Source organism: Staphylococcus borealis, assembly GCF_001224225.1.
In the GTDB taxonomy this organism is placed as follows: domain Bacteria; phylum Bacillota; class Bacilli; order Staphylococcales; family Staphylococcaceae; genus Staphylococcus; species Staphylococcus borealis.
Window position 1 is genome coordinate 72560 of the sequence record NZ_CUEE01000007.1, and the last position, 16359, is coordinate 88918.

Sequence of the window (16359 nt, forward strand, 5' to 3'; positions counted from 1 at the left end):
TAGGATTACTCACCCTATTCATTCTATTTGGAGCATGGTTACTAGATTTATTATAAATTTTTCTATTATCATTCTTAAATAATGTAAAAAACGGGAGTGGGACAGAATTCTTTTAAAATTCGTCGTCCCTCTCCCAACTTGCTTTGCTTGTAGGATTTCTTGATGAAATTCTCTTTGTTGGGGCCCCGCCCGCAAGGATGACTAAAACTGAGAAAAGCTTGAATTAAGCGCCTTCTCAGTTCAGTCAGCTACTGCGGATTTGCAAAATAGCTCCATTATATTATTTATGTCCTAGACTCGTTTTTATAAAGTTATCTATCTAATTCTGTTTTCTTCCACTTTCTAATTTTGGTTCTAAATGTCTTAAATGGTGCTACTGTGTTAATATGAATCCACTTCCAAACCGGCCATTTGGAAGGCGTTGATGACGCCCATTGCCTTTTATCACTCTCAAATAATGTTTTATCATCTAAACTTTTAATTAATTCAATCATGCTATCTACTTCTTTATTAAACTGATTAATAAGTTGCTCTAATGTGTAGTTTGAGTATGTTTGATAAAATTCTTGATATAATCCCCCTAAATTATTCCACTTATAATTCGGGCTAGGTGTTACAACGGATATATTATTTTTATTATCCCTTTCCCAAGATTGAATTAAATTTAACCATCCTAACTGATATGCAATCATTTGCGCTGGTGTCCTATCAATACCAGTTTTATATATATCCTTTTCTGCTTCTGATACATCACTAAATTCGTGAATAAATAAATCGGCTCTTTTCCTAATTTCAATTATTAAAGCATCTTTATCCGCATACGTTTGCATCTCATCACCACCAATTATTTATATGTTTAGTATATAATATTTCATCCAATTAAAATATGTATTTATCAACTATAATTTAAACCTAAATTTCATATCTTTATTATTAAAATAATTTTTCAATCAAAAAACGCTTTTCAAAAGAAGTCATCTTTTGAAAAGCGCTTATGTTACTAAATCTAATTAGCTTATGACGTGGATTACATCATGCCTGGCATGCCACCCATACCTGGATTGTCATTATTATCTGGTTCAGGGATAGTTGCAACTACTGCTTCTGTAGTTAAGAACATCGCAGCAACACTTGCAGCATGTTGTAATGCAGAACGCGTTACTTTTGTAGGGTCAACGATGCCTTCTTCAAGCATATTTACCCATTCATTCGTTGCGGCATTGAATCCAACACCTGCATCTGCATGTTTTAATCTCTCAACAATTACCGAACCTTCAAGGCCAGCATTCTCAGCAATTTGACGTACAGGTGCAGATAACGCTTTAAGTACGATATTCACGCCTGTTGCCACATCACCTTCCGCTTCTATTTCTTCTACTTTATTATAGATGTTTACTAATGCTGTACCACCACCGGCAACGATGCCTTCTTCAACTGCAGCACGTGTAGAGTTTAAGGCATCTTCAATACGTAATTTACGTTCTTTCAATTCAGTTTCAGATGCAGCTCCGACTTTAATTACTGCAACACCACCAGCTAATTTAGCTAAACGTTCTTGTAATTTCTCTCTATCAAAATCAGAATCCGTTTCATCAATTTGTGCTTTGATTTGACTGACACGTGCATCAATACTATTGTCATCTCCGTCGCCATCGACAACTGTAGTATTATCTTTAGTTACTTCAACTTTGTTGGCACTACCTAGCATATCAATGGATGCGTCTTTTAATTCTAAACCTAGATCATCCGTAATAACTGTAGCGCCAGTTAGGATTGCTAAGTCTTCTAACATCGCTTTACGACGATCACCAAAACCAGGTGCTTTAACTGCAACTGCAGTAAATGTACCACGCATACGGTTTAATACGATATTAGTTAAAGCATCACCTTCAACTTCGTCAGCTACAATTAAAATTGGACGACTTGATTGCACGACTTGTTCTAATAAAGGTAAGATATCTTGGAAAGAAGAGATTTTTTTATCTGTCACTAAAATATATGGTCTTTCTAATTCAGCAATCATTTTATCTGAATCTGTAACCATGTATGGTGATTGATATCCTCTATCAAACTGCATACCTTCAACAACTTCTAATTCTGTATCTAGTCCATTTGATTCTTCAATTGTAATAACACCGTCATTACCCACTTTATCCATTGCTTCAGAAATATATTTACCAATTTCTTCATCTGCTGCTGAAATAGCACCAACTTGCGCAATTTCATTTTTATTTTCTACTTTTTGAGAGATATCGTGTAGTGCTTGTACCGCTACTCTTACAGCTTTATCGATACCTTCACGCAGTCCAACTGGGTTCGCACCACTTGTGACGTTTTTTAACCCCTCTTGAATCATAGCTTGAGCTAATACAGTTGCTGTTGTAGTGCCATCACCAGCAATTTCGTTTGTTTTATTCGCTACTTCTTGAACTAATTTCGCACCCATATTTTCGTAAGGATCTTCTAGTTCAATTTCTTTGGCAATTGTGACACCATCATTTGTAATTAATGGTGCGACATACTCTTTATCTAAAACTACATTACGTCCTTTAGGTCCAATTGTAACTTTAACGGCATTGGCTAATTTATCTACACCACGTAACATTGCTTGTCTTGCATCTTCAGAAAATTTTAAGTCTTTAGCCATTTAGTGTACCTCCATTATGTCAATAAATTTAATGTTGATTATTTATAAAAATTTAGTCTTCAATAATAGCAAGTAGATCTTCAACATTTAAAATTAAGTATGTTTCATCTCCACGTTTAACTTCTGAACCAGCGTATTCTTGGAATACTACTCGGTCTCCTTCTTTAACCTCTGGAGCAACCCTTTCACCATTGTCTAGAACTCGTCCAGTTCCAACAGCTACTACTACACCTTCGTTAGACTTTTCTTTCGCACTGTCAGTAAGTACAATGCCACTTTTTGTTGTTTGTTCTTGTTCTTTGCGTTCAATAATCACACGATTTCCTAATGGTTTAAGCATGATCGTTCCTCCTTAACAGGTTCCTTTTTAGCACTCGAAATAATTGAGTGCTAATCTACATCTTATATTAATCAAATTTGGTCAATTTTTCAAGCGAAAGGATTATCTATATTTTGTATAACATACAAATTTACGATAAACTAACTAATGTTGATTATTATTTTTGGAGGAATAGAATGAAGAGAATTTGGGTAGCATTTCTTACCATTGTTATTTATGCTTTAGCACAGTTCTTACCCTTATTAATACAGCATTTACCTTTCTTTAGTAATTTAAGAGGGATGGAACTTGCAAAAGCTGGCGTTTATACTCAAGTGATTTTATTTGTAATCGCAACTTTATTAATTATTTGGTTAAACAGTATCATTAAAAATCCAACTAGATTAGAGCAAGGATATAAAGAACCTAAACGCTACATTTTACCATGGGCATTACTAGGATTTGTAGTAGTTATGATATATCAAATGGTAGCTAGTCTAATCACTATGTGGTTAGTTGGTCAACCACAGCAAAGTCCTAATACTGAGAGAATAATGGCAATTGCTAAACAGCTTCCAGTATTCATATTATTAATCTCAATTGTCGGTCCAATACTAGAAGAATATATATTCAGAAAGGTTATATTCGGTGAAATTTATAATAAAATTAAAGGAAACCGAATTGTTGCATTTTTAATTGCTTCTATTGTAAGTTCAATTTTATTTGCAATCGCACATAATGATGTTAAATTTTTCTTCATATACTTTGGAATGGGCATGTTATTCTCGCTTGCTTATGTCTTAACTAAACGCATTGCAGTTCCAATCATTATCCACATGCTACAAAATGGTTTTGTAGTTGCAGTCCAATTTTTCTTTGGTGATACGGTTAAGCAGTTACAAGAACAAAGTAATTTTATTGTTCATTTATTTATGTAAAAGTTAACGGGAGTGGGACAGAATTCTGTCCCACTCCTGTTTTTCTTTTAGTTTTTAATTTTTCTATAAATAAATCTACCAGTGACACCTACGAAAATCACAATTATAGATGTGATTAAAGCTATATTAATGTTTTTATATTTATCATTATTTTCCGCTTCTTTACTCTCTTCTTTGCTATCTATAATTTTATCTTCATCGTGACTCTGAATATCAGCCTCTTCTTCTTTATCCCTATCACTTGGTTTTTTCAAGTCTGGCATTGAGCCAATTTCACCCGTGATGAGTGCCAATACTTGCTCATCTAAATTTTTGTAATATTTTTTTGAGTTTAATGGATTAAAATACTCAAATCTAAAGTAATTTGAGCCTTTTTGCAAGTAATCTAAGTATTGATTATTAAATGATTGTTTGCGAAAAAGTCTATAAAAATCTTGATTTGAAATGTACTCATTATTATTGCCTAACCTATTAACCTGATTAATGATATATGGATTATATTTATATGAACCATTAGCCAAATCATTTAATCTGTTTAAAAGTGCAGATTGACTATAGAATGGCAATTGATTTTGTCTATGATCATTATTTGTATAGACTTCCGTATCATTTTGGTTATGATTATGTTGTAAACGTCCACCATAATACCATTGATTAGTCGTAGTTGAACCATTCATTTCTGATTGATTTTGGCGCTTATTCGGATATATATGATGAATCATTGAATCAGACACATTATGATCGTGATGTGACCAAGTCGGTTGTTGTCCTTGATTAGTTCCATGATTATTTTCTTGTGGATTATGATTTGTCATATCATTTGGATCTGAATGTCCTGAGTGTTCATCCTGGTGTTTTCCATGATTATTTAAATTATGATTGTTAGAACTACCATTGGAATGGTTTTGCGAACCATTGTTTGAACCGTTTTGTCCGGAACCTGTATTGTGTTCACCTTGATTAGAGCCAGAATGTGTATTGCCATCATGGTTTGGTGGTTGCTGAGGATTACCACTTTCTCCTGGCTTATTTCCTTCATCTGGTTTATCTGTTCCAGACGCTCCAGGTTTGTGTCCTTCACTTGGTTTATCTGTTCCTTGATTGCCTGGCTTGCTTCCTCCATTATGTTGACCTGAATCATCATTCCCTGGCTTACTTCCTTCACCAGGTTGATCCTTTCCAGACGCTCCAGGTTTGTCTTCATCACCTGGTTTATCCGTTTCTTGATCGCCTGGTTGATTGGATTCGCCCTCACCTGGCTTGTTGCCTTCGTCTGGTTTGTCTGTATCACTATCCCCGGGCTGGCCTTCTCCTTCTTGATTACCTGAGTTATTTTCCCCAGATTGATCTTTATCACCAGGATGCGCTGTATCGCTCTCATCAGAGTTGCTTCCTTCATCTGGTTTATCCGTTTCGTTTTCACCGGCTTTGTGTTCTTCATTTGGCTTGTCTACATCTTGATTTTCGGGATTGATTTCTCCTTCTTGGTTACCTGGATGACTATTTCCTGGTTTACTTGAATTTTCCTCGGTATCATTGTCATCATCGTTCTCCGGTTGACTGTTATCAGTTGAATTATCATGATTCATAGTATTGTCATGATCTAACTGCGTATCATCATTATTCTCAGTAGTTGGTTTCATCTCTCCATGGTTTTGACTATCTGAGTTTTTTTCTGAAACAGCAGTATCTTGGGTATCAGATTGATGATTGTCATAATAGTCATTCTGATTACTTAAATCATTTTGTGTACGTGTATCTGTAGTAACCGCATTCTGATTAACCTCATCTGTAGCCGGTTGATTTTTATCTGCAGCTTTCACCTCGTGCTCATGACCTATCACAGATGTACTCAATGCTAAAATCAGGCTAGTTTGGGCTAATTTCTTTTTCATCAATCTTCCACCTCCTTGTGTTTTATAACACTTTCAGTATAAAGAATATTTATCTATTATGCATGGATATATGATTAATGATAAAAAATATTAATACTTTTGACATTTTTTGTAAAAAAACATTTTACAAACCTTAGTATAATATTTATACTTAGGATATAACTTATATAAACAAAGGAGATTTTACATGGGTTTATTTAGCAAATCAAAAACAAAACCATTTTTACAAGAGATTGAAGATAGACGTACAATTTATAGTACTGAAACTACCATTTCAATTAGTGACAAAGAACTCGAAGATATGATTGAACATATCATTAAATACACACCTTCAGCTTTCAACTCTCAATCAACAAGAATTGTATTATTATTAAATGATCAACATCACAAATTCTGGGATAATACTAAAACTGTATTAAAAGATGTTATGGGTCCTGATCGTGATTTCGCTCCAACTGAGCAACGCATTGATGGCTTCAAACATGCTTATGGTACAATTCTTTATTTTGAAGATGAAGATGTTATTAAAGGTTTGCAAGAACAAATGCCAAATTATGCTGATAACTTTGCAAACTGGTCAGTTCAAACGAATGCAATGCACCAATTTGCTATCTGGACTGCTTTAAGTTCAAAAGGTATTGGCGCTTCTTTACAACACTACAATCCATTAGTTGATCAAATTACTACACAATCATTTGATATCCCAGCTTCATGGAAACTTGTAGCTCAAATGCCGTTCGGAGATATCCGTGAACAAGCTGGCGAGAAAGAAATTCAACCTACTGACAACAGATTCATCGTTAAAAAATAATTTATCTATAACTTATTTAGTTAAATCAATCATTAAAGACTCAATTTCTACTTAGACACTTTGTTCTATTTGAAGTTGAGTCTTTTTTAACGTATTTTTCTATAGCATCTGCATAGATTAAGAAACTCGCTCAATTTTTGATTTTCTTTTTTTAATTTAGTAAATTAGAGTTAATCTTGGGATGAGGAGATTTTAAAATGAAAGTACAAATATTTCAATTTTATGTTGAATACGGTAACGTTGAAAAAAATGAAAATAAAATTAAAAGTTGGTTTGAAAATAAATTAGAAGCAAATACAGAGGTCGTTGTTCTGCCGGAAATGTGGAATAACGGTTATGCATTAAATGAGTTGAACCAAAAAGCTGATAGAGAACTTAGTCGTAGTTTCCCGTTCATTCAATCATTAGCACAACAATATCATGTCGATATTGTCGCTGGTTCCGTTTCTAATATTAGAAATGGTAAAGTTTATAATACTGCATTTACTGTGTCTAGAGAAGGACATCGAATTAATAAGTACGATAAAGTTCATTTAGTCCCTATGTTGGATGAACCGACATATTTAGAAGATGGTAAAGCAGTCCCAGAACCATTTTCACTTTCATCAGGTACGCTAGCAACACAAATTATTTGTTACGATTTGCGTTTCCCTGAATTATTGAGATATCCAGCGCGCAATGGTGCACAAGTTGCATTTTATGTTGCACAATGGCCTACACCAAGGTTAAATCATTGGAAATCCTTGCTTCAAGCTCGTGCAATTGAAAATGATATGTTTATTGTTGCATGTAATGGAACGGGAAACGATGGTAATACAGACTATGCTGGTCATTCTATGATTATCAATCCAAATGGTGAGATTTTAGCTGAACTGGGTAACGAAGAAGATACTATTGCTCATAATATCGATCTTAAAGAAGTCGATATTCAACGCGAGACTATCCCTGTATTTAAAAATTTAAAACCAAATTTATATAAATAGTGCAACATACTGTATCCAATCGTTTGGGTACAGTTTTTATTAACGACAAAAGTCGCGAGCTTGGGAGGAACTCGCGACTTTCATATTAAGGGAATGTTTTTTACAGTTATTTCAATCTTTGGGGATGTTATTAATTATGAAAATTTTACAATAGCTTACATCCTGAAAATATTTAACTTCTATATCATACAATAGCTAAGTTAAATACCTTCCACTGAGTTTCAACTTCAGTAACTTTGCTTGTTTCATTAATAAGTTGGGATGGCTTATTAATGAATACGTTTAACTACACGAAGAAAACAAATTAAGATAACTTCTAAATAAATTAGAAGCTTCTTTATTAATAATGTTCGATGGGACATTACTAATATTGAAATGGTTAACCAATACCATTCAAAACACTTACAACATATGGTAAAAGGATTAATGATTTTGCAACTACAAACAAAACCATTTACCTCGATTACCAAAACAATAACTATTAAATTTAAAGACTAAGATTATTAAGTTTTTATCACTCGTAAGTGATATGAGTCTATTTAAACATAACCTTCCAATTTATTTTTAATTATTTCTTAAATCGCATGTTTTTATACATAACTGTAATATTTTATATGTTAAAATATTACTTGTAATTTCAATATAACAGTTAAGTATTTATTTTGAACAGTTACGCATAACCCCCCAGACCAATTGCGCTAAATTGTATAATCAATATAAGGAGAGTGGCACGCTATTGAAAGCAATTGATAAAAAGATTGAGCAATTCGCATTATACTTGCAACGTAAAAACAACCTAGATCATATTCAATTTTTAAAAGTGAAATTGGGATTACAAGTCGTTGTAAGCAATCTTGCTAAAACAATTGTGACCTATGGTGTTGCACTTATCTTCCATACATTTCTATACACTTTATTTACACATGTTAGTTATTTTTTAGTTAGACGTTATGCACATGGGGCACATGCAAAATCATCATTGTTATGTCATGTTCAAAATTTAGCTTTATTCGTAGCATTACCTTGGTTGATAGTATATTTTAAGTTGAATTCGGGTATAATGTATTCTGTTGTGGCTATTGGGATGATAATTATAATTTATTTTGCTCCTGCAGCTACCAAGAAACAACCAATACCTAATCATTTAAAAAAGAAAAAGAAATTATTATCAATAACTATAGTATTAGTGCTTTTAATAATTTCAACTATTGCACCAGAACCATTTAAGCAATTGATATTATTAGGGATTACGCTAGAAAGTATTACATTATTACCAATCTTTTTTCCTAGGGAGGATTATTAACTATGACAGTATTATTTGACTTATTTATTAAATTTTTCTCATTTTTATTAGAATCTGTTGGTACTTTAGCATCTTATACTCCATGTGCTACGTATTTTGATGAACCTGAAGTACCTGAAGAATTAACTAACTTAAAAAGATAATTTCTGTTAGAAAGTGTGAGAGAAGTATGGATATATTATCAAATGTGCCATTAGCTTTTTTTCAAGGATTTCTCTTATTTTTAATCGCTAAAATTATTTTAGACATACATTATACTAAAAGGGATTATTTAGCCATTTTGGTGGTTATAATCCCTTCTGCCTTTTTATATATTTATTTAGGAAGCATATCAGTATTATATTTATTAATTGGTTGTGGCTTGATCTTGTATACAAAGGTTAAGTTGTATTCACTGATAGCAGTACTTAGTAGTGCTATTTTAATGTTTTTAAGTAATTTTATAGGCTTTTTATTAGTTGTGTTAGTAGAAAATCACACTCAGAACTATGTAATTATAACATCATCATACATAATAATCTTTTTTGCTATTTCATTGTTACTAGCTTTTTCAGTTCAATTTTTATTAAAAAAATTGATGCAATCGTACTTGTCTATAAATAGAACATATTTAACTATCATTTCAATAGTGTTGGTTCTATCTTTCATTATCCTATATGTATATTCTCAAATGCCTAATATAAACAATTCTTCTCTAAAAATGTACGGCTTAATTTTTATGGGGATTATTCTTTTCTTCACTGTTCTTATAGTTTTCATATCAAACTATATGATTAAAGAACTTCGTTATAAACGTAATATGGAAGAAATTGAAACATATTATGAATATACTTTACAAATTGAATCAATTAACAATGAAATGCGTAAGTTTAGACATGATTATGTAAATATTTTAACTACGATGTCTGAGTATATTCGTGAAGATGACATGCCTGGGCTAAGACAATACTTCAATGAAAATATTGTACCAATGAAAGATAATCTTCAAATGAAATCAATTAAAATTAATGGTACTGAGAATTTAAAAGTACGTGCGATTAAAGGCTTAGTTACCACTAAGATTTTACAAGCTCAAGAGAAGAACATTCCTATTAGTATAGAGGTGCCTGAGTTAGTAGAACATATAGAAATGAACACGATTGATCTTAGTCGTATCATTGGAATCATTACGGATAATGCGATTGAAGCATCAGAGACGCTTGAAGATGCATTGATTCGTATTGCATTTATTAATACTGAGACGTCTGTTATGTTTATTGTTATGAATAAGTGCCAAGAAGATATGCCTCGTATTCACGAATTATTCCAAGAACGCTTTTCAACTAAAGGAGAAAACAGAGGTCTAGGATTAAGCACGTTGAAAGAAATCACTGATTCTACTGACAATGTGTTACTCGATACGACGATAGAAAATGGCTACTTTGTGCAAAAAGTAGAAATCATAAATAATTAGTCATAAGGATGTGTAATCATGAAAATATTCATTTGTGAAGATGATGTAAAACAACGCGAAAATATGGTTTCAATTATTAACAATTATATAATGATTGAAGAAAAACCAATGGAAATTGCGCTGGCAACAGATGATCCTTATGAAGTCATTGAAAAATCTAAAGAAATGAATGATGTTGGATGCTACTTTTTAGACATTCAACTAGAGGCTGATATCAACGGGATAAAATTAGGTAGTGAAATTCGTAAATATGACCCTATTGGAAACATCATTTTTGTTACAAGTCATAGCGAGTTAACATACTTAACGTTTGTATATAAAGTTTCAGCAATGGATTTTATCTTTAAAGATGATCCTAGTCAGTTGCAATCGAGAATTATTGATTGTTTAGAAACAGCGCATACACGCTTAAAATTATTGTCTAAAGAAAGTAATGTTGAGACGATAGAATTAAAACGAGGTAGTAATTCTATCTATGTTCAATATGATGACGTCATGTTTTTCGAATCATCTACAAAATCACATCGTTTGATTGCACACCTAGATAATCGTCAAATAGAGTTTTATGGTAACTTAAAAGAACTCGCACAATTGGATGATCGTTTCTTTAGATGTCATAACAGTTTCGTTGTTAACCGTCATAATATTGAATCTATTGATTCAAAAGAACGTATTGTTAACTTTAAAAATGGCGAGCACTGTTTTGCATCTGTTCGTAATGTAAAAAAAATATAGTTGAATATGCACAATCAAAATACTCTATAAGTAGATTAATTTAGAAGCGGGACAATGAATTTATCACTGTCCCGCTCTTTTCTCATTATTTTAATTCTGATGTAACTTCTTCAAGTGTTGGAATACTCTCAATGGCACCATATTTTGTTGTAACTTTTGCTGCTACGAAGTTACTGAATTGCAATATGGCTTGCCCTTCTTCCTTAAGCAATTTAGTCATATTCACTTCATCACTTAATAATATTCTGCTAATTGCTGCGCCAATAAAGGCATCTCCTGCGCCTGTCGTATCAACGGCTTTTACTTTAAATCCTTCATGATATATCTTAGTTCCATCTTTTAAAATAATACTAGCGCCATTTGGACCTTGTGTATAAATAACTGCTACGACCGATCCTTGGAATAACGACTGAATTGCACTTTCTTCATCCGCTTCGCCTGTAATAAATTCAAGTTCCTCATCTGAAACTTTTATGATATTCGCTTTAGGAATGAACGCCTGTATCGTTTCTTTACATGCTTCAGCACTATGCCATAGCGGTAAACGTACATTAGGATCAAAAACGATGGTTCCATTAGCTGATTTAAATTTATCAATCATAGCTTGATGCGCTTCTTTCATATCACTTTCAACTAAATCAACAGAACAGAAATGTAGGATATCATTCGGATTAATTGAAATTTCGTCTAAATAGTCCGCTTTATAAAGCATATCAGCAGAAGGTTTACGATAAAATGAAAAATCTCTTTGTCCATCTTCTTTTAAGCTTACAAATGCTAATGCCGTATTTGCTACATCTGTTCTTCTTATAAATTGAGTACCTACACCTAGATTGCTTAAAGTTTCAACTATAATATCACCAAATGCATCATTACCTAATTGCGTCACCATTTCAGTAGATGCTCCCATTTTACGTGCTACACTTACTACATTTGCAGGTGCACCCCCAACTTGTCGACTAAATTGTTCAACATCTTTAAGTTCAGAGTTCTTCACATTTGGTATAAAATCTATTAATGCTTCACCTATTCCGTATAACTTTCTCATTTTTTAATCATCCTTAAGTTCATATTTAGTGAATTTTAAATAAACTTGTCCTGTTTCTGTTGATGTTTCTATACCTGTAGCATTTTCATCTGGAAATATTCTTGAAGTTAAAACACGTTCGCCGTCATTGCAAAATATCTCAATACTTGATGTATCAACAAATATTTGTAATTGGCTCAATGGAGACTTTAAAATTGTACTTCTTGTTAAATCTTGAACATTGTCTGGCAATAATCCACTTTCCGTGCGATCCAATGTAAGCTTTTGTTCGCTTGTATTATAGATAATTTTGGTGTTATTTAACTTTGATGTACGTAATTCAAAATAAATTTCTGACGCATCATTTTCAAGAATATCAATAATCAGTTCATACTGTGTACCTTCATATGGATGTAATTTTCGATTAAATTTATTAGCATAACCTAGTGCAGTTTCTTTATTTTTACGTAACTTTTCAAGCCCTTTAAACGGACGTTGTCGCAGTTGATTATCCTCAATTGTCAGCACCCTAGGTATTGTTAAACAATGTGCCCATCCTTCATCATCGGTAGGATAATTGATTTCAGGTAACCCCATCCATCCAATTAATATTCTATTACCATTTTCATCTAAAAATGTTTGAGGCGCGTAAAAATCAAAGCCATTATCTAGCTCTATAAAGTCCCCATGTTCAAATGATAATGTGTCAAAATCTATATCCCCTATCAAATATCCAGATTGATATATATTTCTAAAGCGATCACCCTGTGCTTCAATTCCTTGGGGACTGAAAAGTATGATATCTTTAGAATTCAAATTAAAATAGTCAGGACATTCCCACATATAGCCAAAGTTTTTTAAATGTGTTTCAAGTTCCCCACAAAAAGACCATTGCTTTAATTGTTTATCTTTCGTCTTGTAAATTAAACAACGACCTTGTTCATCATTTGTTTGGGCACCAATTATCACAAAATATTCACCATTCAATTCAAACACTTTAGGATCTCTAAAATGACTTGTATATCCCTCTGGTTGTGAAGCGATAACGGGTTTATCAAATTTTGTAATCGTACCGTCATTTTCTACTTTCGCAATCATCTGACTAGCATAACGTTCCCATTGAGCATCACGTCGATTACCTGTGTATATGTAATATAAGTCGCCTTCATGTTCAAAAGCACTGCCACTATAAACACCGTGACTATCATAATATGTATCTGGTTTTAATACAGCACCTTGTGGTTCGAACGTCACTAAATCGTCACTCGTATAATTAAACCAATACTTCAATCCATGTACAGCACCAAGTGGGAACCATTGATGTGAAACATAATATTTGCCATTATGATAAATTAAACCGTTAGGATCATTGAGCAAACCTGTTTCAGGTTGGATATGAAATGTCTGACGAAATCTTGACGCTTCGACTTGCTGTTTAAGATGCTCTAGGTACTTTTTATCTACGTCTTCAACGCGACGATAACGTTCTTCTCTTGACCATTCAGCCATATTATTCCTCCATCATTGATAAATTAAATCTAAGTTTATTATTATTCTATCATCGACTATGGTATCGGTTCCATAGTTTTATGTAAATTAAAATTTCTATATTTCAACTGGGATTGTGGTTTTTAACACGACATTTTTAGAAAAAATTAATTCATTTAATTGTTTCATAGCATGCGTCCCAGCTTTATAATAATTAAATTTAACAGTCGTAATCGCAGGCGTGACGAGTTGCGTCATTGGGTCTCCTCCAAAACCATAAATTTGATAGTTCTCAGATGTATTGGGTTGTTGAGAATAAAACTTATGAATTGCTAATGCTATAGGATCTGTTGCCCCAATTAATACGTCAATATTACATGTATGATTTAACTTTTCAGCAACATCATTTTTAGCCTCTTCATATTTAAAAGAAGTTACATAAATTTGGGGATGAATATCATATTTTTTTAAAGCATCAATAATACCTTGCTTTCGTTGTATACCCACAGCAACATCTTCTTCACTAACTCCAAAGAATACGACATTTCGAAATTGTTGATGCCCTATTTGTTCACCTACGATGTATCCTGCTTGATAATCATCATGGATAATACTATGTAACTCAGGATGCGACTGACCGACTAGAATAACTGGTACATCTAATTTCTGAATCACTTCTAAATGTTTATTTGTTAAAGTAGTAGCCATTAATATGATGCCATCTACTTTACTTCTTGAAAAGGTCTCAAGTGCTTCAATCTCAGCATGAACATCTAAACCAGTATAATTAAGTAATAATTGATATTGATGTTGATGGCATACCGATACAATGCCTTTAACTGTTTCATCCACTGCATGTGAATTCATTCTTGGTATAATAGCACCAATCATATGTGTATGCTTGGCTCTTAAACTTTGCGCAAATTGATTTGGTTGGTAATCATGCTCAGCTATGATACGACTTAACTTTTCCTTCGTATGCGGGCTAACTGAGCCGTCATTTAAAAAGCGGGAGACCGTGCTTTTAGATACTCCCGCTAATTTTGCGATATCTGATATATTTTTCATTAGATTAATCACCTAAATTAACTGTCATTTAAGCATTATTTTATCACATAACTATTCTTATAAAATACTGTTTAGTATATGAATCACTAATAAAACTATCAATATCTTTTATTCAGTTTGTTTAATTCGCCATAAAAATACGCTTTCTCACCATGAACAAGTTGATCTAATCCTGTCTTATCTTCTTCTTCAGTGGTTGCAATAGGCATGATACTTTGTAAAATCTTACCTATAATCCAAGTTAAAACCACCGTGTAACATAAAACCACGAGCACAGCTATAACTTGAATCAACACTGAGTGAATATCTCCGTTATAGATAAATCCGTTTGATATATCATGATTAACATGTTGTGATTGAAACACGCCAGTTAGAATAGCACCAACGATACCTCCTGCACCATGAATACCAAAAGCATCAAGTGTATCGTTATATTTATACTTCACTTTAATCACATTAATAACGAAATAACAAACGATGCCCCCCGCAAATGCAATAACAAATGCATTGAAATAATTCACATAGCCTGCTGCAGGTGTAATAGCGACTAAGCCAGCTAAGACACCTGATAATAAGCCTAGTAGGCTAATTTTCTTAGTCATAAGGTACTCAATGATTAACCAACTAAACGCACCACCACTTGCCGCGATAATTGTATTTACAAATGATGTAAGTGCAACATCATTTAACGTATATGCACTTCCTGTGTTAAAACCATACCAACCAATCCAAACTAAAATACCACCAATTAAAGTGATTAAAAGATTATGTGGCTGTATTTTTTCAATTTTTTTACCATTACCTATCATAATCGCTAAAATAAGGCCTGAGAGACCAGATGTGATATGTACAACTGTACCACCAGCGTAATCTAAAGCACCAAGTTGTTGTATCCATCCTCCGCCCCATACCCAATGCGCAACTGGGCTATATATCAAAATCACCCATAAGAATATAAAAATAATAAACGGAAAGAATTTCATACGTTCAGCAATTGAACCTGAAAGTATTGAAACTGCTATTGTGCAAAACATCATTTGGAACAACATAAATAATGCAAACGGGATGTGTGGACTTAATTGGTCATTGACTGCAAAACCAACATGTTGTAACCCGATCAAATCGAAATTACCTATAAAAGCATTGCCTGTTCCAAAACTTGATGAAAAACCTAATGTAACCCATGTAAACGTCACGATAATCATTGCTGCCATACTTTGCATAACTGTGTTTAGGACATTCTTTGATTGAACTAGCCCACCATAAAACAAGCTAAGCCCAGGGGTCATAACCCAAACAAGTAAAGTGCAAAGAAATAAAAAAATTGTGTCATCCATCTTCATAATTACCACTTCCTTTGAAAATATCATAATGATACTTCAAAGAAATAGCAAAAATACGTAAGATAAAATGACACAATATGTTACATAATATAACAGTGTTTTAATCACTTATTTAATTTTAAGCTTTTTGAATTGTAATTGTCCAAGATGCATCATCTAATTGTTCATAATTCGTAACTGGATAACCTTGTTCAGCCGCCCAATTTGGAATAGCTTCTGTTGCTTGCGTACAATCGAAATCTATTTTAAGTTCATCACCATTATCTAATGTTTGCATTTTCTTTTGTGCTTCAATAAGTGGAAATGGACATACCATACCTACTGTACCTAATTCATATAACATTGTTAT

At 32.9% G+C, this 16359-nt stretch carries 16 protein-coding genes; 7 read left to right on the forward strand and 9 right to left on the reverse strand.

Annotation, left to right across the window (positions count from 1 at the left end; genetic code table 11):
- Positions 1-311: 311 nt before the first annotated feature.
- The 3 genes from AK212_RS09355 to groES all read right to left on the reverse strand — a co-directional run bounded on the left by AK212_RS09355 (position 312) and on the right by groES (position 2987).
- The gene (locus tag AK212_RS09355; protein WP_053030413.1) at positions 312-830 is read right to left on the reverse strand and encodes a ClbS/DfsB family four-helix bundle protein; all 519 of its coding nucleotides are present in this window, start codon (positions 828-830) and stop codon (positions 312-314) included.
- A gap of 197 nt (positions 831-1027) precedes the next feature.
- Positions 1028-2647 carry a chaperonin GroEL gene (gene groL / locus AK212_RS09360; RefSeq protein WP_053030414.1) on the reverse strand — a complete coding sequence of 540 codons (1620 nt, stop codon included), beginning with the start codon at positions 2645-2647 and terminating at the stop codon, positions 1028-1030.
- 52 nt (positions 2648-2699) lie between these two features.
- On the reverse strand, positions 2700-2987 hold the full coding sequence (gene groES, locus AK212_RS09365; RefSeq protein WP_053030415.1) for a co-chaperone GroES: 288 nt from the start codon (positions 2985-2987) through the stop codon (positions 2700-2702).
- Between the two features lie 176 nt (positions 2988-3163).
- Here groES and mroQ point away from each other — a divergent pair, with 176 nt between their 5' ends.
- Complete coding sequence (gene mroQ, locus AK212_RS09370) at positions 3164-3904, forward strand: intramembrane glutamic endopeptidase MroQ (protein WP_053030416.1); 741 nt, start codon at positions 3164-3166, stop codon at positions 3902-3904.
- 47 nt (positions 3905-3951) lie between these two features.
- On the opposite strand, the gene AK212_RS09375 is transcribed toward mroQ, so the two are convergent.
- Positions 3952-5799 (reverse strand): SdrH family protein, encoded by a 1848-nt coding sequence (locus AK212_RS09375; protein WP_053030417.1) that lies wholly within the window; start codon positions 5797-5799, stop codon positions 3952-3954.
- A gap of 187 nt (positions 5800-5986) precedes the next feature.
- Here AK212_RS09375 and AK212_RS09380 point away from each other — a divergent pair, with 187 nt between their 5' ends.
- The 6 genes from AK212_RS09380 (at position 5987) to agrA (ending at position 11084) form a co-directional block, all read left to right on the forward strand.
- Entirely contained in the window at positions 5987-6610 is a 624-nt protein-coding gene (locus tag AK212_RS09380) for a nitroreductase family protein (protein ID WP_053030418.1), read from the forward strand.
- A gap of 197 nt (positions 6611-6807) precedes the next feature.
- Positions 6808-7593, forward strand: coding sequence for a carbon-nitrogen family hydrolase (locus tag AK212_RS09385; RefSeq protein WP_053030419.1), 786 nt, complete (start codon positions 6808-6810; stop codon positions 7591-7593).
- Positions 7594-8329: 736 nt separating this feature from the next.
- Positions 8330-8896 carry an accessory gene regulator AgrB gene (locus AK212_RS09390; protein ID WP_053030420.1) on the forward strand — a complete coding sequence of 189 codons (567 nt, stop codon included), beginning with the start codon at positions 8330-8332 and terminating at the stop codon, positions 8894-8896.
- A 2-nt stretch (positions 8897-8898) separates the two neighbouring features.
- Positions 8899-9039 (forward strand): cyclic lactone autoinducer peptide AgrD, encoded by a 141-nt coding sequence (agrD, locus tag AK212_RS09395; RefSeq protein WP_033079904.1) that lies wholly within the window; start codon positions 8899-8901, stop codon positions 9037-9039.
- A gap of 26 nt (positions 9040-9065) precedes the next feature.
- Positions 9066-10349 carry a quorum-sensing sensor histidine kinase AgrC gene (gene agrC, locus AK212_RS09400; RefSeq protein ID WP_053030421.1) on the forward strand — a complete coding sequence of 428 codons (1284 nt, stop codon included), beginning with the start codon at positions 9066-9068 and terminating at the stop codon, positions 10347-10349.
- Between the two features lie 18 nt (positions 10350-10367).
- Complete coding sequence (gene agrA, locus AK212_RS09405; RefSeq protein ID WP_053030422.1) at positions 10368-11084, forward strand: quorum-sensing response regulator AgrA; 717 nt, start codon at positions 10368-10370, stop codon at positions 11082-11084.
- Positions 11085-11169: 85 nt separating this feature from the next.
- Here the strand turns inward: agrA and AK212_RS09410 are convergent, their stop codons facing one another.
- The 5 genes from AK212_RS09410 to AK212_RS09430 all read right to left on the reverse strand — a co-directional run bounded on the left by AK212_RS09410 (position 11170) and on the right by AK212_RS09430 (position 16353).
- The gene (locus AK212_RS09410; protein WP_053030423.1) at positions 11170-12132 is read right to left on the reverse strand and encodes a carbohydrate kinase family protein; all 963 of its coding nucleotides are present in this window, start codon (positions 12130-12132) and stop codon (positions 11170-11172) included.
- Positions 12133-12135: 3 nt separating this feature from the next.
- Positions 12136-13620 (reverse strand): sucrose-6-phosphate hydrolase, encoded by a 1485-nt coding sequence (locus AK212_RS09415; RefSeq protein ID WP_053030424.1) that lies wholly within the window; start codon positions 13618-13620, stop codon positions 12136-12138.
- Between the two features lie 96 nt (positions 13621-13716).
- Positions 13717-14667, reverse strand: coding sequence for a LacI family DNA-binding transcriptional regulator (locus tag AK212_RS09420; protein WP_053030426.1), 951 nt, complete (start codon positions 14665-14667; stop codon positions 13717-13719).
- A gap of 98 nt (positions 14668-14765) precedes the next feature.
- Positions 14766-16010 (reverse strand): ammonium transporter, encoded by a 1245-nt coding sequence (locus AK212_RS09425; RefSeq protein ID WP_053030428.1) that lies wholly within the window; start codon positions 16008-16010, stop codon positions 14766-14768.
- A gap of 118 nt (positions 16011-16128) precedes the next feature.
- On the reverse strand, positions 16129-16353 hold the full coding sequence (locus tag AK212_RS09430) for a sulfurtransferase TusA family protein (protein WP_011275296.1): 225 nt from the start codon (positions 16351-16353) through the stop codon (positions 16129-16131).
- Between the last annotated feature and the right edge of the window lie 6 nt (positions 16354-16359).